The following is a 19,634-nucleotide window of genomic DNA, read 5'->3' on the forward strand; positions in this document are numbered from 1 at the left end:
ACCGCGAGTCGGACCGCTCGCTCCCGAAGCTCCTCCGGGTACTTCCTCGGTGCTCCCATGACTCTCATCCTCCCGTGGATTGAGAGCCTCCATCAGACCCGGGGCGGAACAGATGCCTTTGGCGTTCCATGCGTACACGGTGCCCATGGTGACGTCGGCCGCTCCCGCGAGCTCTCGGAGTGACATTGCGCCGTTGGTGGTTGGCTGGTTGATGGTGGACATGTGTTCGCTTCCTCGTGGTGGACGGACAGGCTGTTTGCTGTCCACACACACCTATGCGGCGAAAATCTCGGAGTGACCAAGACGGGCTGAGCTGACCTGTGTTTCGGTTCCATCCCTCGACGGCGATGCTGGCGCGTTGCAGCCACCGTCATCAGGGAGGCAGGGGGCTGATAGACCAACTCAGCACGGGATCCGGACGTGCATCCTGGGTGCCCGACCGTCGTTCCGGACGGATGCTGCTTGCCCGTCACGCGCCACGAAAGTCGATGAAAAGCCGTTTTGACCTGGGCATACCTTGCCCGGCTTCCTTGCGTACCCGGTGCGGGGAGGTACGGCTATAGACCCTTTGGGAGGTATATAGGTATGGGGATCTAGGGTCGAACTACTACTTCTTCTTCTTCTATATCTACCAAATACATAAGTCTTCAAGTCAAGGGGTCTCCTACCCCTTCCGATCGGCTTGCTAGCGGCGATCTGCGGCGACTTGACGATCCCGTTCGTTCGTCGAGCAGGGGCAAGTCGCCGCATGCTCCATACTGCCCAGATCGCGCCGATCACCGGGAAAGTCGCGTCGACGCCGCGGTTCGCCGCATAGACGTGGGCGTGATGAACTCAGCCCCCCGCGGCGCATTGGGACCATCGGTCTGCGGACCCACCGCGTGTGGAGGATCAACACGAGATCCGATGCCGTCGTCAGTCCGTCCGTACGCACTCTCGTCTTGCAGTCCGCGCATACACCTCTCGTGAACCGATCAGGACCAACCGAGGTGCCACGCGCGATGGCGCCGACAGCTATGGGCCTCGCATGAGCCGCTACCCCGAGGCCAAGCAGCACCTCGCGGCCGAGACTCTCTCCGTCCTGCAATCGGGCAGCGGTACGTGGCGAGCCATCTCGTGGGCGTGCCTGCGGTCGACCGTCGATGCACATTCGTCGTCGCTGCCCGCTGGCGAGCCGATGCTCATCGAGTACCGCAGCGGGCCTGACGAAGACGCGGAGGTCCGCGTTCGCGCACAGGTCCTCACGCTGGGTCGCGGCGTCGGGCTGATCGTTGAGCTCGTCATCCCGCCGGAAGGGACTGGGGAGTACGCGCGCGTTGCGAAGCGGGATGCGCCCGACGAGGTCCGGCGCGTCCACATCCGCGCTGGTTGGACCGCGGTGGTCCGGGCAGGCGAGATCTTCTCAGCCGCTGAGGCCACCGCTCTCCTCGGCTGGGCAATGCCGGAAGATGGCCACCTGCTCGATGCGCTGTGGTCGCTGCAACAACCGCTCGACTACCTCGCCGACATTCGTGCGGGACGGCGTAGGCCGCCGTCGTGACCGCCGAGCCGTCAGCCCACACCCTCGTCCACATCAGCGGAGACTGGTTGCTGTTCAATGATCCGCGAGCCGCGCTGGTTCACCTGCTGCCGGGTGCCTCGAATAGCGTCGAGCTGATGGTTGCCGTCGCCCAGAGAGCACAGCACGCCGAACTGCAACACTGGGAGCGCGTGCATCGACGTCATGGCGCCGCGTCGATGAGGGTAGAGGAGCTGGCCATCTACACAGCGCCGAAGGGGGAGCGGTTCGAATCCGACCTCCCCGAGCGGTGGGTCGGCAAGCCGGCGCTCTACCTCACCGTCGCGCAGCTGCACGGTGCCCCGTTACCGATGGGTTCGGTGGAGCGGGTGGGGCCGAACGTCGTGCAGATGCTCCTGATGCTGGAGCGCGCTGGCATCCTCGACGTGATGTGAGCGCGCGAAGAGGCCCTTGATGCGAAGTCGCATCGAGGGCCTCTGGGTCAGCCGGTGGTCAGCTCAGAACGAAGAAGCAGAGCCCGAGGTCGGCCTGGCGGAGCGCTCTCGCGGCTCGCTCTCCCCACGCCAGGAACATCGACCCCGCGCCAGGCGACCCCTGCGGCCGGCCCGTCCGGCCGTTGATGAACTTGATGCGGCCAGCGGTGAAGCAGACGACGTCGGCCGACGCCATCGCCTTGTGCGCCCACTTGGTGTCCGTACGTGCGAAGACGAGTGCGATGCCATCGCCGTGTGCGGCCAGCTTCTCGAGCCATGTGTCCGTGTCGTCGTACGGCGGGTTCACCCAGCACATGCCGTGCCACGGGGAGGTCAGCCCGTCATCGTCGATGGTGAAGCAGCTCACGGCGGGGACGTTCGAGAGAGCGGAACCGGGGGAGCAGGGGTCGAGGTCGAACTCGACGCCCAGAGCGTTGAACACGGCGGCCGGGGTGTACCACTCGATGTTCGGGTTGTGCGGGCCCGACTCGTGCGTGAAACCGCGGCCACGACGAGAAGGTGCGGTCTCACCGTTCGACGTCTGAGCGCTGTGGGCCTTGATGGTGTGGGTGGTTGCGTTGGTCATGCACGCCCTATGCATGACCCGACGCCGCGGGATCTCCAATGAAGGAAAGCCCAGATCAAATCGGGTATCGTCGAGCTCCTGGCGCGGCCAATTCGTCGCGCGGACCTTCGCCGCCTTCGGCGCCGGCGCCGCGAGTCCTGGTGTGTGCGGTGGTGCTTCTGCGTGTCGGTGTGGTGTTGGTGAAGACGCGGACGCGGTGGCAACCAACCGCAAAGAACCGGACTTCAAACAGCTGCGATGCTTGCGGTTACTTGCCTACCGGTCCGGCTGCGCCCAGGGACAAGGACATTTACACCGTGGATGTCGTCGGTTCGATCCCGGCAGGGCCCACCGGAACGCGCGCTCGTCCTCCTCGGCCGCTTCACCTCTTCCGACGGCGACGTGATCGGAGAACAGTCTGTCGCCGGGGTCGCCGTGCCAGCGGTGCGGTGCAGGACGGGAACCGCGGATCGAGTTTCAGATGTGGCTCGCCAGGCGTGCGGCCTGCTCGCGGTCCTTCTGGTGCTCGCGGACGACGGCACTGACCGCGAGCCACGAGACCAGGGTGCTGAACGCCCCGACGAGCAGCGTCCCGCAGATGCTCGACATCCACACGATGGTCTGCGCGTTCACGGCGATCGTCTCGAGGTCTCCGCCCGCTCTGGAGAAGATGACGAGCGCGCTCGCTCCCGTCCCGATCGCCCCGGCGAACATGATGATCGTCATCGCTGCGAGAGCTCCGCGCCAGCCGTTGTCCATGGCTCCGACCGTACTGGCCCTCGGACCGGAGATGCGAGCAGCACTCGGACTCAGACTCGCCCCTCTCCCGCGATGCGCGACCACACCGCCAGGTCCACCCGGCCGTCATCCGTGAACCCGGCGTTCCGCGCGACGCCCTCGCGAACGAACCCGGCGTGGGAGGCGACCCTCGCCGATGCCGAGTTCCCTGTCGCGATGCGGAGCTCGACACGCTCGAAGGAGTGGACGTCGAGCAACCACGACGAGAGCGCGCGCACCGCAGCGGATGCGTGACCCTGACCGCGGAATTCCGGCGCGAGCCAGTAGCCGATCTCGGCCGTGCAGGCGCGCCAGTCGACACGCTTCACGTCGATGCACCCGGCGAGGGAACCCCCGACCCGGATGCAGCGGACCAGCCCGGCTCCGCTGGCACGGATCGATTCGGTGCTTTCGGTCGCCCACCGACCGGCGAGCTGCACCGTGTACGGGCGCGGGAGCGGCAACCACCGACGCATCTCGAGGTCCGCGACCGCTGCCGCGAGCGCCGGCCCGTCCGCCAGGCTGAACCCGGTCAACGCCGTCGTCGCGTCCACCGGGAGGACGGCGTCCGGGAGGCACGGCACCGCAGGCCGCGTCGGTTGCGTTGGGCGGGCCTCCAGTCTGCTCACCGGACCACGCTCCAGTCCGTCGGCAGTCCGGGACCCGGCCAGGCGGGATCAGGGACCCAGCCCGTCCAGTCGGCGTCGAACGGGAAGCGGCGCGCGCGTGCGACCGCGGTCGCGTCCTCGCCCGCCTGCTCGATCACGGCGCGCATGGTCTCGGGCCAATGGCCGGTCGAGGCGTAGAACGCGAGCTCGTCCTCGTCCTTGTACCGGACGGACCAGGTACCGTCCGGATCGGTCGTGGCGACGACGTCGAGTGTCCAGTCCTGGCTGTCGAACCCGAGCGGCGTCCGGACCCAGGGCAGCTCGAGGTTGACGTACCAGTCCGGCAACCAGCCGGAACCGTCGTGCCAGCGCCAGACGGACCAGGGGGAGCCCTTCGGGTGCACGCGGACGACGGCCGCGCCCGTCCACCCGTCCTCGACGTACGAGCCGTCCCAGTCCGACGGCAGGACCAGGCGACCGTTCGGACCGCTGCCGACACCGGCGCGACGTCGGAGCGCCGAGCCGATGGGACTCGCGACCACGGCGAGGTCGTCGTCGTCGACCAGGACCCGGCCGGCAACCGCGAAGGCGACGGCGTCACCGCGGGCGCCGAAGTCGTGCACGCTCCGGAGGAGGACCGGGTCGCCCGAGGCGAACGGCTCGCTGCGACTGTCGGGACGGGCGCTGGTGTCCATGTCCCCGACCGTACTGGCCGTCGCACCGAGGAAGACGGATCGCACCGGCGCGAGGCGGGCGGGTCGGCGGCGCCCGGTGAGCCGCGGACCGTCGCGCTCGTCGGTCCCGCGCGACGGGCCTCCGTGTCAGGTCACCGGGCGTCCGTCGGGCTCCAGCCGAGTTCCGGGCCGAGCCGCTGCGCGATGTCGGTGATGATCTGGGCGGAGTCGTCCGGCTCGAGGTCGAACGGCAGCGCGAACGCGACTTCGGTGACCGCCTGGTACCCGGCATCGGCACGCAAGCGGTCCGCGATCTCCTCCGAGCTGCCCACGAGGTCCGCGGCGAAGAGCAGCCCTGCGGGCCCGATCGGGACCCCGACCCGCCCGGAACGCGAGTCGACGTACCGGCGGTAGCGCTCCTCCTGCTCGCGTGTCGCGCTGTCCGTGGGGATCACCACGAGCCCCTGGGAGATGCGGGCCGTGTGTGGAGCGGGGTGCGCGTCGAGGTACGCGTCGATCTGGGCCCGCTGGTTCGCGGCGAAGTCGGTGCCGACCTCGCTGCGGGTGACGCTCGACGTCAGTAGGTGGAACCCGTTCTCAGCGGCCCAGACGGCCGACCGTGTGCTGCCCGTCCCGTACCAGAGCCGATCGACCAGTCCGGGGCTGAGAGGTTGCACCGTGCGCGAGAACTCCTCGATGCCGCGCCGCTCGACGGTGTCGGTGACGGGGTCTCCGCGGACCAGGTCGCGGAAGCGGAGGAGACGGTCGTGCCCGAGGTCCTCCTGGTCCGCAGTGTCGGGGTAGATCGCATCGCGGTAGAGGTCGTAGTTCATCGGTGGTCCGGCGGAGAAGCCGGGGTTCAGGCGACCGCCGAGGAGCACGTCCACCGTGCCGAGGTCCTCAGCGAGCCGGAAGGGGTTCTCCGCACCGATCGGGGTGACTGCCGTGCCCAGCTCGATCCGCGACGTCCGCTGCGACGCGGCAGCCATCACCGCGACGGGGGAGGAGATGCCGTGCTGCAGGTGTCGATGCCGGAACCAGGCGCCGTCCAGCCCGAGTGCCTCGCCGCGCTCGATCACACGGAGGGTGTCCTCGATGCCCAGGGACGGGCGGGCGGGGTCGAACGAACCGATGGTCAGGAAGCCGACACGGTCCGGGGGAGTTCCGTCGAGGGGCATGGGCCGATCGTGTCAGACATCGAGGTGCCCGACCACGTCGCGGCGGTCGTCAGCGATCGAACACTTCCGGCAGCGCCGCCACGAACGCGTCGAAGTGGCTGTACCAGACGGAGTGCGCCGCCCCCGGGATGCTCCGCACGTCCACCCCCGACGACGCCAGGGCCGCCGCTGTCTCGTCGTCGACGTAGTGGCTCGGGTCGGCCCGGACGACGAACGAGCCGGGACGCGGGAGCCACGAACCGCCCGGACCCGCGGCGATCGCCGCCGCCGTCGCCGGGTCGAACCGGGAGGCGGCCAGCGCCTCCACCTGGCAGTCGCGCTCGCCGTAGTGCGGCTTGTCCGCGCGGAGCCGGTTCACGGTCCGGCTGTCCCGCTCCGCCACGTACTCGGCCTGCGCCTCGGCCCGGTCGTGTCCACCGCGGGTGGCGAACGGCGCGTCGACGTACACCGCGAGGCCGGGATCAAGACGTCCGGTCGCGACGGCCACGGCGAGCAGGAGGCCGCCGAACGAGTGCCCGACCGTGACCGTCGGCCGGACGCCCAGCGTGTCGAGTGTCTGCGCCACCGATGCTGCGGCACCGGGCACGGTCATCGTCGGGCAGCGTGGTGAGCGTCCGTGTCCCGGTAGATCGAGTGCGACCACCCGGACGCCGCGGTCGGCCAGGAGGCCCGTGATGCGCCACCAGCTCTCCGCCGAGCCCGTCATCCCGTGGAGGAGCACCACCGCCTCGGGTCCCGCTCCGGTGGTCTCGGCGTGCAGCAGCATCCCCACATCGAAGCACGGCCGGTGCGTTCAGCGGCGATTCACCATGAGTTCCGCATGGTGGCGGTGGATTCGCATCTTCGACCCATATCGTCATCGCAAGCGCGATTGCGTGAACTCCTGTGCGCTGGTCGAAGGGCCACGATGACGGAAGGTCGGTCCCTCGTTGACCACCACCCCAGTCCAGTCGGGCTACACCCGCACCCGTCCCGCGACGAACGGACGGGGCTCGAGCACATCGACGTACTCGGCGGTCCTGGCACAGGTGAAGGAGCACGACCTGCTCCGTCGCCGCACCGGGTTCTACTGGTCGCTGTTCGGGTCCTTGATCGGGACGCTCGCCCTCGCATGGGTGGCGTTCTCGTTCCTCGGCGAGTCGTGGTTCCAGCTCATCGTCGCCGGCGTCCTCGGGGTCCTGTTCACGCAGTTCGCCTTCTTGTCCCACGAGGCCGCGCACCGTCAGGTGTTCGCCTCGCAGCGGTGGAACGACCGGGCCGGCCGGTACGTCGGCACGTTCCTCGTCGGCCTGAGCTACTCGTGGTGGATGAACAAGCACACCCGTCACCACGGCAACCCGAACACGATCGGCAAGGACCCGGACATCGCGCCGGGCGTCATCGCCTTCATCCCCGAAGACGCTCCCGTCACCGGGTTGAAGGGCTTGTTCACCCGGTTCCAGGGATGGCTCTTCTTCCCGCTGCTCACGCTGGAGGGCATCAACCTGCACTGGTCCGCCGTCCGCGCTGTCGTGAGCGGCACCGGCACCACGGCGGACCGCCGGCACCGCGTCATCGAGGGCTCCCTGCTCGTCGCCCGGTTCGGCATCTACCTGACCGCCGTGTTCTGGTTCCTGCCGTTCGGGATGGCGTGTGCGTTCCTCGGGGTGCAGCTGGCCGTGTTCGGCGTGATGATGGGTGCCTCGTTCGCCCCGAACCACAAGGGCATGCCGACCATCGCCCACGACGCGAAGGTCGACTTCTTCTCCCGCCAGGTCCGCACGTCCCGCAACATCCGCGGCGGCTGGTGGGTGTCGTTCCTGATGGGCGGCCTGAACTACCAGGTCGAGCACCACCTGTTCCCCTCGATGCCCCGCCCCGCCCTCAAGCAGGCACGGCTCCTGGTCCGGGACCACTGCGACAGCCTCGACGTGCCCTACACCGAGACCACGCTGCTGCGCTCCTACGGCATCGTCGTCGCCTACCTGAACCGCGTCGGACTCGCTGCGCGAGACCCGTTCACCTGCCCGATGGTGTCGCAACTCCGGATCAGCTGACCAGGGGTCGGCCGCGAGGAGGCGGCCCGCGACCGGGCTGATCCCGTCCGTGGTCGGGGCGGGTGCTCGGCGCGTTCCCGGAGCCGCTCCAGGTCCGCGCGTCTCGCACGGCGCAGGTCAGGTCGACAGCCCGAACGCCGTCAGGTGGTCGTTCGGCAGCTGTGTCGTCAGGTTCTCCCACGTACCCTTGGGCACCGCTTCGTGCAGGACGTCGAACACCGCACGGGCGCCCTCGCGGGCGGTCGACTCGTCGATGTCAGCCCGCCCGGCCACGCGCCGGACGAACTCGTCCGCGTCGAAACGTTCCGGCGCCTCGTCCACGCCGGTCAGGCAGTGCTGCAACTCATCCGGCAGCTCAGCGGCGACGGCGGCGGCCTCGCCACCGCTCAGTCGCTCGGCGAGGGTGCTGAGGGTCGCATCGGTGAGCGGACGCGCCCGCGTCCGCACGTGGGTGATGTCCGCGCGCTGCGCGACCAGGTCGACGAACTGTCCGGTGTCCATCCGGGCCTCCTGAGATCGGTTGACCCACCACGTTCGTCGCACCTGCCCTGAGCCTCCCCCAGGTTGTAGCGTCGACGCGGGAGGCGGGACTCCCAGGAGCCCCGGACCACCGCGCGCGGTCCCCGGAGGTCGCACAGGCCGGGATTGGGCAGTCTGCGCGAGGATGGCTGCGGCGACGACGCCAGCCGCGCCTCCCGTCAGCACCGCCTCCGGCGGCCCGACCTGTGAAGGACACGCCATGCAGCCCACCACCCTGACCGGTTCCGTCGCCCTGGTGACCGCAGCCTCCCGTGGGATCGGACGGGCGATCGCGCTCGACCTGGCCACGAACGGTGCGGACGTCGCGCTCGGGGTCCGCGACACCGAGTCCGCCACTGAGCTCGCGGCGGAGATCAGCGCGATGGGCCGCCGGGTGACAGTCGTGGCGATGGACGTCACCGATCTGCCATCGTGTCGCCGGGCCGTCGACGACGTGATCGCCGACCTCGGGACCATCGACGTGCTCGTGAACAACGCCGGCGGCGGCATCGTCGAGGACGCGCTCGACGTCACCGAGGAACACTTCGACTCGGTGTGGGCGCTCACGACGAAGTCGACGTTCTTCGTCTCGCAGCACGTCGCCCGGCACATGCGGACCGCCGGCGGTGGGTCGATCGTGAACGTCGCCTCGCAGGCCGGGCTCGTCGCCCTGCCGGGGGAGTCGGTCTACTGCCTGAGCAAGGCCGCCGTGATCCACCTGACCAAGTGCCTGGCGGTCGAGTGGGGCCAGTACGGGATCCGGGTGAACGCGGTGGCGCCGACCTTCATCGAGACGGACGGCACCGCTCCCGCGCTGTCCGACGCGGCGTTCCGGACCGACACGGTCGAGCGCATCGCGGCACTCCACCGGATCGGGCAGCCGGAGGAGGTCGCCGCGGCGGTGACGTTCCTGGCCGGCGAGGGGGCCTCGCTCGTCACCGGGACCGCGCTGCCGATCGACGGAGGGTGGACGGCTCGCTGACGAGAGCGGGTGCGGAGACGTCCGAGCGGGCGCGTCGTCCCCACCGACTCCTGACACCGGTGCTCGGTCAGTGGCCGCTCCCTGCACACGCGCTCCTGTTCGGGTACGGTGATCCCATCGCCTTCGCGGCGGCCGCGGCGCTGCCGGCGGGGATCGAGGTGGCCGTCCGCGACGCCCCACGGGCACGGCTCCGACGCCTCCCAGGCGCGCGGGAGTCGGCTGTCCGCATGAGCGACAGCCACGAGGGAGCACCCATGGTCGACGGCGAACCCGTCACGGCCGAGCGTCTGCAGCACGACCTGTCCTTGGACTCGGACGCGATGCCCGAGGACGACCCGGGCACCGACGAGGACGCCCTCGTCGCCGACGCGGACCCCAGCGAGGAGGACGCCCAGGGATCGCAAGAACCCTGACGCAGCCTCAGCGGGGCCGGCGACGCTGCGCGATGAGACGCCCGGCTCGGTAGACGAGCCCGAGCGCGGTCACGACGACCCCGCCGACGATCGAGGGCCACGGCAACGCCGCCACCAGGACGACGCACCCAGCGGCACCGATGACGGCCAGGAGGCGCGGGTACCGCCGGTCCCGCCGCTCCTGTGTCAAGGCGGCCGCGTTCGCGACGAAGTAGTACAGCAGCACCCCGAAGGACGAGAACCCGATCGCCCCCCGCAGGTCGGTCACGGCGACGAGGACGCACACGACCAGACCGAGCACGACCTCGGCACGCGCCGGCACCGCCGTCCGCGGGTGCACGGCGGCGAACCACCCCGGCAGGTCCCGGTTCCGCGCCATCGCGAGGCTCGTCCGCCCGATGCCCGCGATCATCGCAAGGAGCGCCCCGAGGGCAGCAGCGGCGGCACCGACCTGCACGACGACGCCGGCCCACGGCTGCCCGGCCGTGGCGACGACGGACCGGAGGGGCGCGGCCGAGGCGGCCGTGCCTCCCGGCCCGAGGGCGTGCAGCGTGGCGAGCGCGACCAACGCGTAGACGACGAGCGCGATCCCGAGGGCGGTGGTGATCGCCCGGGGGATCGTGCGCGCCGGATCGACCACCTCTTCACCCAGGGTCGCGATGCGGGCGTACCCGGCGAAGGCGAAGAACAGGAAGCCGGCAGCCTGCAGGACCCCCAGCGGCGTCGCGGCGACGCCCGGGTCGTCCGCGGTCGGCCCGGAGTGCGCCAGCCCCAGGGCGACCACGACGGTCAGGGCGACGAGGGCGACCACGACGAGGACCCGGGTGAGGAACGCCGTCCGCGTGATGCCCAGCGTGTTGACCACGGTGAGGGACAGGACCACGGCGACCGCGACGGGCCGCTGCCAGGCCTCGGGCACCAGGTACACGGCGACCGTCATCGCCATCGCCGCCGAACTGGCGGTCTTGCCGATCACGAAGCCCCACCCGGCAGTGAAGCCGACCCAGGGTCCGAGGCGCTCCCGGCCGGAGACGTACGCACCGCCCGAGGTCGGGTACTGCGCCGCGAGCTGCGCCGACGACGTGGCGTTGCAGAACGCGATGACGCCCGCGACCAGCAGCGCGACGAGCACGCCGCTGCCGGCGACGGACGCCGCGGGGGCGAACGCCGCGAACACGCCCGCGCCGATCATGGAGCCGAGCCCGATCACGACGGCGTCCCGCAGCCGGAGACGCCGCGCGAGGGAGCCGGTCGTGGGAGCGGTCATCCGGCCATCCTGACCAGGACAGGTGAACAGGGCGTGCTCCGTGTGCGGTGCAGCGGCCAAGCGGCCAGGCGGTCAGGCGGCGTGACGGCCGACCGACACCGACTCGAGCGGGGTGTCGCGCAGCTCCCGCCCACGGAACCAGCGCAGCAGCCAATCCGCCGGCGAACCCGACAGCCCGGCCGGCAGACCACCGCGGCGCTGCAGGAAGTCACTGAACCCCGGCTCGTCCCGGAGCTCCGCATCAGACGGGTTACCGAAGGCCATCGACCAGCCGTCGAAGCGGCGGGCGTCGATGTCCTCGCGGCTCAACGAACGGACGTCCCGGTGCCGCGGGTCACGCTGGATCGCGCCGAACCGGTCCTCGACACTCCAAGCCGGCCCCTCCAGGACCTGCATGAAGTGGCCGTCCTTGGCCACGAGCAGACCCGAGACACCGAGGGCGTCGTTCTTCAGACGCGCCTCACGCAGCAGGGCGACGAGCTGAGCGTCGGTGAGGTCGTCGGCGGCGATGGACATGTAGACGAGGGAGAGCATCGATCCACGATCCCCCGCATCCGCGGCACCGGTCAACCGCGGCCACTCCACGAGTCCGGATACCGCACCCGCCCCACGTCCCCTTCCGTTCACCCGGCGTCCCTACCGTCGCCCCTGATGCCGACGCAGCAGGCCCCCTTTCGCACCGACGTCCACGCCCTCCGCGCCGTGGCCGTCGTGCTCGTGCTCGTCTACCACCTCGACCTCGGCTGGCTCCGCGGCGGGTTCGTCGGCGTCGACGCCTTCTTCGTCGTCTCCGGCTTCCTCATCACCGGACAGCTCCTCCGCCAGCTCCGCGACACCGGACACATCGACCTCCCCGCGTTCTGGGCCCGACGGGCACGCCGACTCGCACCCGCCGCACTCCTCGTCCTCGCCGCCACCGCGACCGCCGCCGTGATACTCACCCCACGCCAGGACTGGCCCACCCTCGGTGCCCAGCTCGCCGCCAGCGCGCTCGCCGTCGAGAACTGGGCGCTCGCCGCTTCCAGCACCGACTACCTCGCCGCAGGGGACCCGTCCACGCCGTTCGAGCACTTCTGGTCCCTGGGCGTCGAGGAGCAGTTCACCCTCCTGTGGCCGCTGCTGCTCCTGGCGGTGTGGCGGGTGGTTCGACGACCAGGGTCCGGCGAGCGCGCCGTCCTCGTCACCGTCGTGGTCGTCGTCGCCGCGTCCCTCACCTGCTCGTCCGTCCTCACCACCACGGACCCGGCACCCGCGTACTTCTGGCCGCACACCCGGGCGTGGGAGTTCGGCGTCGGCGCGATCCTCGCCCTCGCTCCCGACGCCGCCCCCGGTGCCGTGCGTGGCCCGCGTGTGCGGGCGGCCCTCGCCGTGACCGGGTGGCTCGGGCTCGTCGTCTGCGGCCTCCTCCTCACCCCCGCCGTCGTGTACCCGGGGACGGCTGCCGTCCTGCCCGTCGCCGCCACCGCCCTCGTCATCGCGGGACGGACCGAGACCGGCGTCCTCGGCCGGGCCACGCGCCTGGCACCCGTCCGCTGGCTCGGCCGGGTCTCGTACGCCCTGTACCTCTGGCACTGGCCGGTCGCCCTCCTGCTCCCACGGGCCCTCGACCTGCCCCCGCCGGCGCGTGTCGCCGTCACGGTCGTCCTCGCCGCGGGTCTGGCACACCTCACCACCGTGCTCGTCGAACGACCCGTCACGGCCGGGAGGCTCGCCCACCACCGACCGCGCGTCACCCTCGCCGTCGTGGCCGCTGCCACCGCCCTCGTGCTCGTCGTCCCGGCCGTCGGGTGGGGCACCCTCACCGGGCAGCTCCGGGAGGACCGTGCCCTCGCCACCGAACTCCGCTCCGACAGCGACCGGTGCTGGGGTGCCGCCGCCATCGCGCCGGGGAGTGGGTGCGCGGTCGCCGGGGAGCCCGGACGCGGGACCACCCCGTCGACCATGACCGCCGCCTACGACGTGGACCCCACGTGGGACGACTGTCAGGCCGAGGCGACCGACGCCCGCAGCTGCGTCGTCGGCGTCCATGGTGGCACCCGGGTCGCGCTCATCGGCGACTCCCACGCACACCAGTGGTCCTCAGCCCTCATCGCCCTCGCCGAACAGCGCGGATGGGAGCTGCACCTCATGGTGAAGGGCGGGTGCGAGTTCTCCCACGTCCGCTGGAGTGACGTCTCCGCCGCGGACGAACGACGCTGCGGCGTGTGGAACCGTGCCGTCGACCGGTCCCTCGCGGCCGCAGCGCCGTACACGCTCGTGTTCACGTCCGCTCGGGCCGACCTCCGGGGTGCACCGGAGGGGACGGACCCGGCGAGGAGCGGGCGGGACGGGTACCGAGCCTCCTGGCAGCCCCTCATCGACCGCGGAGCGAGGATCGTCGCGATCACGGACACCCCGGCCGTCGGCAGCGGCGTGCAGCACTGCGTCGACGAACACCGCGCCGACCCGGGGTCCTGTCGGATCAGCACCGGGCGGGCGTTCGCTGCGGCAGATCGGCTCGTCGCCGCAGCACGGGCGACACCCGGGGCGGTCGTGACGGACATGACCTCGTCGTTCTGCGCGCAGGGGGCCTGCCCCGCTGTGATCGGCAACGTCCTCGTCTACCGCGACTCGCAGCACCTCACCCGCACGTACGTCACCACGCTCGTCGGAGCGCTCGGGCAGCGGACGGACGCGGCCCTCGGCGCGAGGTGAGCCGGGCGGACGTGCGCCGGGCGGACGAGCGTCGCCGTGGCTGCCAAGCTGGGGAGGTGGAGTACAGCGCGGACCGGTGGGTGCAGCGACTGCGCGACGGGGAGGTGCCGCCGACTTGGCGGATCGTGGTGGCAACGCTGGTGGTCACGCTGATCGGGGTGTTCCTGCTGTGGCAGGAGTTCGTGCACCCGGAGGTGACGCAGGGCATCGCCGATGCGAGCAGCCGCAGCGGCGCCCTGCTGCTCGTCCCGCTCGTCCTCCTGGTCACCGGGCCCGTCATCGCACTGTCCGCCTGGGCGTCCGGCAGGCGGGACCGCCGCACCCTCGCCCGGATCCGGGTAGCGGGCCCTCGCCCCTCCTTCCACCTGCCGGTGACGACGTCCGCACTGGTGGCCGGTGAGGAGTTCGCCGACCCGAAGCCCATCATCTGGACCGTCGACGACGCCGGGCTGCACGGCTGGTCACCGGACCACGAGCGACCGGTGCACGAACTGCCCTGGACCCGCATCCACGGGTTCAGCTCGGCGAAGACGTACGCGAAGGGGCAGTGGCAGGACTGGGGCATCTGGGTGACCACCCCGCGGGGTCACGTCGTGCTCGTTCCGCGGACGGCGCTCTGTCGTTCCTCCGGTGCCGGGCCGGACAAGCTGGACGTCATCCTGCGGGTGCTGCGTTCGCTCCGACACGAGCTCGACCACACCGGAACCAGCTCGGACCCCGGAACGGCCCCGAGCGCAGCGTCGTAGCAGCCGGGGGACAGCGCGCTGTGCTCGCGGCCAGAGCGAGCGGGTACCCATGGACGCATGGGTCATCGTTTCCGCGGCAAGGTCGTCGTCATCACCGGAGCATCGAGCGGCATCGGCCGGGCTGCTGCGCACGAGTTCGCCAAGCAGGGCGCCACGCTCGTCCTCGCTGCACGCGGGAAGGAGAGCCTGGAGGCCGCGGCCGCCGAGTGCCGCGCGCTCGGTGTCGAGGCCGTCGCGATCCCCACCGACGTCGCCGAGGAGCGGCAGGTCAACGACCTCGTCGCCACCGTCACCGCCCGCTTCGGTCGCATCGACGTGTTCGTCGGCAACGCGGCGCTCTTCGTGTACGGCCTGTTCGAGCAGACCCCGACCGAGGCGTTCAAGCGCGTCGTCGACACCAACCTGCACGGGCACGTCCACGCGGTCAAGGCCCTGCTGCCGCACTGGAAGCAGCGCGGTGAAGGCACCTACGTCCTCGTCGGCTCGATCCAGTCGCTGCTCTCCGCGCCGTACCAGTCGGCCTACGTGACGAGCAAGCACGCCGCCCTCGGGCTGATGGACGTCCTGGCGGACGAGCACCAGGGCACCGGCATCCGCTTCGGCGCGGTGCTGCCGTCGACGATCGACACCCCGATCTACCAGAACGGCGCGAACTACACCGACAAGGCCTCGCACCCGCTGCCGCCCACCGTCTCCGTGCAGCGGGCCGCGAAGGCCGTCGTCGCGCAGGCCGTGCACCCGAAGCGCAACCGCTACGTCGGCCGCCTCCAGGCGTCGTTCGTCGCCGCCGAGTTCATCGTGCCGTGGCTGTTCCACCGCATCACGACACCCGCGGTCGAGGTCTTCGCGCTCCGCGGCCACCAGGCACCGACGGACGGCAACCTCTACGCCCCGAACGACGCCGGCAACGCCACCGACGGCGGCTGGGTCGCGAAGCGCCGCCGTGTCACGCGCCCGCTCGTGTGGCTCGGCCTGGCCGGGCTCGTCACGCTCGTGGTCCGGCGCGGTCGCCGCTGACGTCGCTGCCCGTCCCGACCCCGGTTCTGTGCTGGGGTCGGACGCGAGGGGCGCTGATGGACGGTCACGAGCCGCAGGTGGACGAGGTGCCGGTGACGCGCGATCCGACCGGGTCGGCGTGGACTGTGGTCCTGGTCCTCGCGTGGACGGTGTGCGGGCTGGGCTTCCTGGCGCTCGCGATCTGGTGGAACGCCTTCGGGTCCGTGGACGCCGGTCCGTAGTTCGGCCGCGCTGCCCTCGTCACCGTGCCGCCCCTGGTCGTCGTGCACCTGGTGCACCGGGCGGTCCGGCGGCGACTTGCCCGTCGACCGGGTGATGCGGTGCCGGTGCGCCGTCCGTGACGGTCACCGGGCCACCGGACCGGGCGGGAACCGATGTGCCACCCCCGGCCGCCCGACACGCTCGCGTGACGGCAGCAGCGCTGGCGGCCAGCGCGGTCGCGGTCCTGAGCAGCGTCAGCTGGTTCCCCACCCGTCGGCCCTACCGGCGCGCGCCCACTGACATCCGCCCCCCGTAGGTCGAAGGGTGCCATCGACCGCGAGCAGCAGCCGCACCCGGACCACGCCCACCCTGCGCACCGTGCTCGGGGCGGTGATCGCCCTCGCGACGGTCCTCACCGGGCTCGCGACCGCCGCACCGGCGTCCGCCCACTCGGGCCTCACCGGCAGCACGCCCGCCGAGGGTGGCGTCGTGGCGAGCGACCTGCGCCAGGTGGACCTGACGTTCACCGAGGCGCCGCTCGCGGGACTCGACGCGGGCCTCCGGATCGAGGTCCGCGACCAGGCCGGGCAGGACGAGTCGACCGGCGACGTCACCGTCGCCGGGACGACCATGTCGAAGCAGGTGCAGCTGTCGGCGGGGCCGCACACGATGCTCTGGCGGTACGTCTCGCCGGACGGCCACCCGATCGACGGGCAGGTCGCCTTCACGGTGCAGGCGGCGCAGACCGCGGTCGCCGGACCGACGGTCACGCCCACCGCCACACCGAGTCGGGAGGCCCGTGGGTCGTCCGGCACGTCGGTCGTGACGACGCCGACCCCCGTCGCGGACACCGCGGTGGGGGCCGACGGCGACGGGTCGTCGAGCGCGCTGCCCTGGGTTTTCGGCGGTGTCGCGATCGTCGTGGTCCTCGGCGTCGTCGCCGTCCTGGCGAGCCGCCGTCGCTCGGTCCCCGCCGACGACTGAGCCTGGCCATCGGTTGCCTCAGGGCGCATCGACGACCGCGGCCACCGCCTCCACCTCGACCAGCTGGTCGTCGTACCCGAGGACGGTGACGCCGAGCAGCGTGCTGGGCACGTCATGCTCGCCGAACGCGTCGCGGACGACCCGCCAGGCGGCGACCAGGTCAGCCTGGCGGGACGATGCCACGAGCACACGAGTGCTGAGGACGTCGGTCATCCGTGCCCCGGCGTCGGCCAGTGCCTGCCGCAGGTTCGCGATGCACTGCTCGGCCTGGGCGGCGTGGTCACCCGGGGCCACCGTGGCGCCGCCCGCGTCGAGCGGACACGACCCGGCGAGGAACACGAGTCGGGCGTCTGCCGGAGCGGTCGCGGCGCACGCGTACTCCGTCGGGCTCAGCGCGGCGGACCGGAGGAGCCGGACCGCCGACGGCCGCTCGGCGTCCGTCACTCGAACATCTCCGCGAGCATCGTCGACGCGTCCCCGTCCACCACGTGGGCGGACCGCGCCTCCGGCCAGCGCAGCACCCCGTCGTCGGGCCAGGACGGGACGACGTGGAAGTGCAGGTGCGGCACGCTCTGCCCGGCGTCGGCACCGGTCGCGCTGAGCACGACGACCCCGGTCGCGCCGAGCGCGGCGCGCATCGCCCTGCCGACCTGCTGGGCGAGCAACGTCGTCGCTCGGAGCGCGTCCGGGGACACGTCCAGCAGGCCCGTGGCGTGCTCCCGCGGGACGACCAGCGTGTGTCCGGGAGCGAGTTCCGATTCCGGCAGCGGCCGGAACGCCACGGCGTCCGGCTCGCGCTCGACCCAGATCGTGCCCTGGTCGTCGTGCTCGATGAGGTGGCAGAAGACGCAGTCGTCCGGGAGGCCCGTCCCGGTCACAGGCGCTCGTCCTGTCGTGCGCGGTGCGCGCGCAGGGCCTCGACCACGAGGGCGTGGTCGTCGTGCATCTCCAGCCCGCTGACGCCGACGGCCCCGACGAGGTTGCCGCGGACGAACAGCGGGAACCCGCCGCCGGCGGCCTGGTACTGCCGGGGGTCGAGTGCCGCGGCCTCGTCGAAGGACGACCCGCCGAGCTCGTACTGCGTCCGCACCGCCAGGGTGGCGTGCGCGAAGTGCCGGACCACGCGGAACTTCCGGTCGAGCCAGGCGTCGTTGACCGCGGCGGACCCGGGTGTCGCGGCGTGGAACACCCGCTGCTCGCCGAAGGACACCGCGAAGCCGATGCCGAGTCCCCGCTCGAGCGCGGTCGCCCGCAGCCACGACCCCACCGCCCAGGCATCGTCGAGGTCGAACGCGTCGTGGTCGAGTTCACGCTCCTCGTCGAGCAGCACGGCGAGCTTCTCGTCGGTCGGCAGGTCGCGGTAGCGGGCTCCGGTGGTGTCGGGCATGGTGCTCCTCACAGGGACGGCGGTGTCGCTCGTCACGGTAGCGGCTTCCTCCTATGGTGGGCACGTGGAGTTCCCGGGGGAGGCGGACGGCGCGCGTGACGCGTCGACCTCTCCGGGGTCACCCCGGGGCACGCAGTACCAGCAGGACCACACGCCCCGAGAGGCTCGGCGCGCTCCGCGCGAGCGTCCTCACGGAGGCACCGACAGGTCCTCCGGGAACCCCACGCCCCTCGACGTCGTCGCCACCGCGCTGGCCGACGCGTTCCTCGCCGCGGACGCGTGGGACGCCGACCACCTGACCGCCGCCGGGTACGACGTCGTCGGCCTGGAGCGTGCGTACGTGGGACTCGCGGTCCGGGCTGCGCTCGAGACGTGCCCACGGCCTCCCGTCGGTGCGCCCCGCCAGCTGGCCGCGGTCCTGGCCGGATCGCCGCCGCTGGTACGCCTGCACGACTCGCGGCGCGACCGCCGACCGGTGCGGGTGCTGCTCCGACGTGCCGTCGCGGTGCAGGCGGTCCCGACCGTGTCGAGCCGCCTGCTGGTCGACACGCTGCCCGAGCTCGCGCGGGAACTCGACGTGACCGTCGGTCGGCTGCTCTGGCTCGCCGACACCCGCGGCTGGAACCGTCGGCCGGGCCCCTCCAGCCCGCTGCACCACCACCGTCACGAGTGGGTCCGTCGCCCCGGACGGACGCCCCGGCTGCTGGAGAAGCCGATGGACCTGCTCCGCCGGACGCAGCGCACCGTGCTCGACGAGTTGCTCGCGGTCCTGCCGGTGCACGACGCGGCACACGGGTTCGTGCCCGGGCGCAGCGTCGTCACGGGCGCCGCCGTGCACGTCGGGCAGCAGGTCGTGGTGTCCGCGGACCTCACCACGTTCTTCGCGAGTGTGCGGGCACGGTCGGTGTACGGCGTGTTCCGGAGCGCCGGGTTCGCCGAACCGCTCGCGCACGTCCTCACCGGCCTCTGCACGCACCGGGTGCCGCCGAACGTCCTCACCGCGATGCCGCCCGGGGGCGACCCGGAGGAGCGGGCAGCGCTCCGTCGGGTGCTCGCCGAGGCACACCTGCCACAGGGCGCCCCGACCTCGCCGGCGCTGGCGAACACCGTGTTGCGACACCTCGATGCCCGGCTTGCCGGATGGGCTGCATCGGTCGGTGCCGCCTACACCCGGTACGCCGACGACCTGACGTTCAGCGGCGGGGCCGAGCTGGCGCGGCGACCGGAGGCGTTCCTCCGCGGGGTCGAGCGGATCGTCACCGACCAGGGGTACCGGCTCAACGCCCGGAAGACCCGGGTCCGACGCGCCGGTGTCCGCCAGTCGGTGACCGGCGTCGTCGTCAACGCGCGGACCGCACCGGTCCGCCGCGAGGTCGACCGGCTGCACGCGATCCTGCACAACTGCGTGGTGCACGGCTCGGCGTCGCAGGACCGTGGCGGGCACGCGGACTTCCGGGCGCACCTGCTCGGCCGGATCGGCTGGGTCGCCCAGGTGCACCCGGGTCGTGCGGTGCGGTTGCGCGAGGAGTTCGCTCGCATCGAGTGGTGAGCGGGACCGGGACCTGCCAACGGGCGCATCGGCTCCCTAGCGTGA

24 protein-coding genes are annotated in these 19,634 nt (G+C 71.6%); 11 read left to right on the forward strand and 13 right to left on the reverse strand.

The window, feature by feature from the left end:
• A partial coding sequence (locus tag DEJ31_RS17400; protein ID WP_220034834.1) for a hypothetical protein occupies window positions 1–222 on the reverse strand: 222 nt, incomplete at its 3' end.
• An 805-nt stretch (window positions 223–1,027) separates the two neighbouring features.
• Here DEJ31_RS17400 and DEJ31_RS00005 point away from each other — a divergent pair.
• Both DEJ31_RS00005 and DEJ31_RS16795 read left to right on the forward strand, forming a co-directional pair.
• On the forward strand, window positions 1,028–1,540 hold the full coding sequence (locus tag DEJ31_RS00005; protein WP_111120913.1) for a hypothetical protein: 513 nt from the start codon (window positions 1,028–1,030) through the stop codon (window positions 1,538–1,540).
• Window positions 1,537–1,953 (forward strand): hypothetical protein, encoded by a 417-nt coding sequence (locus tag DEJ31_RS16795; RefSeq protein ID WP_146243071.1) that lies wholly within the window; start codon window positions 1,537–1,539, stop codon window positions 1,951–1,953. Before DEJ31_RS00005 ends, DEJ31_RS16795 begins: the two co-directional genes overlap by 4 nt.
• 58 nt (window positions 1,954–2,011) lie before the next feature.
• Here the strand turns inward: DEJ31_RS16795 and DEJ31_RS00015 are convergent, their stop codons facing one another.
• The 6 genes from DEJ31_RS00015 to DEJ31_RS00040 all read right to left on the reverse strand — a co-directional run bounded on the left by DEJ31_RS00015 (window position 2,012) and on the right by DEJ31_RS00040 (window position 6,560).
• Window positions 2,012–2,578, reverse strand: a complete 567-nt coding sequence (locus tag DEJ31_RS00015) for a DNA N-6-adenine-methyltransferase (RefSeq protein WP_181433423.1) — start codon at window positions 2,576–2,578, stop codon at window positions 2,012–2,014.
• A gap of 456 nt (window positions 2,579–3,034) precedes the next feature.
• On the reverse strand, window positions 3,035–3,316 hold the full coding sequence (locus tag DEJ31_RS00020) for a hypothetical protein (protein ID WP_111077931.1): 282 nt from the start codon (window positions 3,314–3,316) through the stop codon (window positions 3,035–3,037).
• Window positions 3,317–3,366: 50 nt separating this feature from the next.
• Entirely contained in the window at window positions 3,367–3,963 is a 597-nt protein-coding gene (locus DEJ31_RS00025) for a GNAT family N-acetyltransferase (protein ID WP_181433424.1), read from the reverse strand.
• Window positions 3,960–4,637, reverse strand: a complete 678-nt coding sequence (locus DEJ31_RS00030) for a DUF402 domain-containing protein (RefSeq protein WP_146243073.1) — start codon at window positions 4,635–4,637, stop codon at window positions 3,960–3,962. Before DEJ31_RS00030 ends, DEJ31_RS00025 begins: the two co-directional genes overlap by 4 nt.
• A gap of 131 nt (window positions 4,638–4,768) precedes the next feature.
• Complete coding sequence (locus DEJ31_RS00035; protein ID WP_111120918.1) at window positions 4,769–5,794, reverse strand: LLM class flavin-dependent oxidoreductase; 1,026 nt, start codon at window positions 5,792–5,794, stop codon at window positions 4,769–4,771.
• A 49-nt stretch (window positions 5,795–5,843) separates the two neighbouring features.
• On the reverse strand, window positions 5,844–6,560 hold the full coding sequence (locus tag DEJ31_RS00040; protein WP_111120919.1) for an alpha/beta fold hydrolase: 717 nt from the start codon (window positions 6,558–6,560) through the stop codon (window positions 5,844–5,846).
• Between the two features lie 163 nt (window positions 6,561–6,723).
• Here DEJ31_RS00040 and DEJ31_RS00045 point away from each other — a divergent pair, with 163 nt between their 5' ends.
• Complete coding sequence (locus tag DEJ31_RS00045; protein ID WP_375537602.1) at window positions 6,724–7,830, forward strand: fatty acid desaturase family protein; 1,107 nt, start codon at window positions 6,724–6,726, stop codon at window positions 7,828–7,830.
• A 117-nt stretch (window positions 7,831–7,947) separates the two neighbouring features.
• Here the strand turns inward: DEJ31_RS00045 and DEJ31_RS00050 are convergent, their stop codons facing one another.
• A complete protein-coding gene (locus tag DEJ31_RS00050) occupies window positions 7,948–8,331 on the reverse strand; it encodes a DUF2267 domain-containing protein (protein WP_111044267.1) in 384 nt (127 codons plus the stop codon).
• A 238-nt stretch (window positions 8,332–8,569) separates the two neighbouring features.
• Here DEJ31_RS00050 and DEJ31_RS00055 point away from each other — a divergent pair, with 238 nt between their 5' ends.
• Both DEJ31_RS00055 and DEJ31_RS16800 read left to right on the forward strand, forming a co-directional pair.
• Window positions 8,570–9,331, forward strand: a complete 762-nt coding sequence (locus tag DEJ31_RS00055) for an SDR family NAD(P)-dependent oxidoreductase (RefSeq protein WP_110904576.1) — start codon at window positions 8,570–8,572, stop codon at window positions 9,329–9,331.
• 227 nt (window positions 9,332–9,558) lie between these two features.
• A complete protein-coding gene (locus DEJ31_RS16800; protein WP_146243074.1) occupies window positions 9,559–9,744 on the forward strand; it encodes a hypothetical protein in 186 nt (61 codons plus the stop codon).
• A gap of 7 nt (window positions 9,745–9,751) precedes the next feature.
• On the opposite strand, the gene DEJ31_RS00065 is transcribed toward DEJ31_RS16800, so the two are convergent.
• Window positions 9,752–11,011 carry an APC family permease gene (locus DEJ31_RS00065; protein ID WP_111044265.1) on the reverse strand — a complete coding sequence of 420 codons (1,260 nt, stop codon included), beginning with the start codon at window positions 11,009–11,011 and terminating at the stop codon, window positions 9,752–9,754.
• A gap of 72 nt (window positions 11,012–11,083) precedes the next feature.
• Window positions 11,084–11,545, reverse strand: coding sequence for a BLUF domain-containing protein (locus DEJ31_RS00070; protein ID WP_111120921.1), 462 nt, complete (start codon window positions 11,543–11,545; stop codon window positions 11,084–11,086).
• A gap of 117 nt (window positions 11,546–11,662) precedes the next feature.
• Here DEJ31_RS00070 and DEJ31_RS00075 point away from each other — a divergent pair, with 117 nt between their 5' ends.
• The 5 genes from DEJ31_RS00075 (at window position 11,663) to DEJ31_RS00090 (ending at window position 16,653) form a co-directional block, all read left to right on the forward strand.
• The gene (locus tag DEJ31_RS00075) at window positions 11,663–13,705 is read left to right on the forward strand and encodes an acyltransferase family protein (RefSeq protein WP_111120922.1); all 2,043 of its coding nucleotides are present in this window, start codon (window positions 11,663–11,665) and stop codon (window positions 13,703–13,705) included.
• Between the two features lie 56 nt (window positions 13,706–13,761).
• On the forward strand, window positions 13,762–14,451 hold the full coding sequence (locus DEJ31_RS00080) for a hypothetical protein (protein WP_111120923.1): 690 nt from the start codon (window positions 13,762–13,764) through the stop codon (window positions 14,449–14,451).
• 57 nt (window positions 14,452–14,508) lie between these two features.
• Window positions 14,509–15,468 (forward strand): SDR family NAD(P)-dependent oxidoreductase, encoded by a 960-nt coding sequence (locus DEJ31_RS00085; protein ID WP_111044262.1) that lies wholly within the window; start codon window positions 14,509–14,511, stop codon window positions 15,466–15,468.
• 56 nt (window positions 15,469–15,524) lie between these two features.
• On the forward strand, window positions 15,525–15,689 hold the full coding sequence (locus tag DEJ31_RS17030) for a hypothetical protein (RefSeq protein ID WP_181433425.1): 165 nt from the start codon (window positions 15,525–15,527) through the stop codon (window positions 15,687–15,689).
• Between the two features lie 304 nt (window positions 15,690–15,993).
• On the forward strand, window positions 15,994–16,653 hold the full coding sequence (locus tag DEJ31_RS00090; protein WP_111120924.1) for a copper resistance CopC family protein: 660 nt from the start codon (window positions 15,994–15,996) through the stop codon (window positions 16,651–16,653).
• Window positions 16,654–16,671: 18 nt separating this feature from the next.
• On the opposite strand, the gene DEJ31_RS00095 is transcribed toward DEJ31_RS00090, so the two are convergent.
• Genes DEJ31_RS00095 through DEJ31_RS00105 form a run of 3 tightly spaced genes read right to left on the reverse strand, consistent with a single transcriptional unit; the run spans window position 16,672 to window position 18,040 of the window.
• Window positions 16,672–17,097, reverse strand: a complete 426-nt coding sequence (locus DEJ31_RS00095; RefSeq protein WP_111120925.1) for a RidA family protein — start codon at window positions 17,095–17,097, stop codon at window positions 16,672–16,674.
• Window positions 17,094–17,531, reverse strand: a complete 438-nt coding sequence (locus DEJ31_RS00100; protein ID WP_111044260.1) for an HIT family protein — start codon at window positions 17,529–17,531, stop codon at window positions 17,094–17,096. Before DEJ31_RS00100 ends, DEJ31_RS00095 begins: the two co-directional genes overlap by 4 nt.
• Window positions 17,528–18,040 (reverse strand): heme-degrading domain-containing protein, encoded by a 513-nt coding sequence (locus tag DEJ31_RS00105; RefSeq protein ID WP_220034835.1) that lies wholly within the window; start codon window positions 18,038–18,040, stop codon window positions 17,528–17,530. The genes DEJ31_RS00100 and DEJ31_RS00105 overlap by 4 nt, the downstream gene beginning before the upstream one ends.
• 64 nt (window positions 18,041–18,104) lie before the next feature.
• Here DEJ31_RS00105 and DEJ31_RS00110 point away from each other — a divergent pair, with 64 nt between their 5' ends.
• On the forward strand, window positions 18,105–19,589 hold the full coding sequence (locus DEJ31_RS00110) for a reverse transcriptase family protein (protein WP_181433426.1): 1,485 nt from the start codon (window positions 18,105–18,107) through the stop codon (window positions 19,587–19,589).
• Window positions 19,590–19,634 lie beyond the last annotated feature (45 nt).

The organism is Curtobacterium sp. MCPF17_031, from assembly GCF_003234035.1.
GTDB lineage: Bacteria > Actinomycetota > Actinomycetes > Actinomycetales > Microbacteriaceae > Curtobacterium.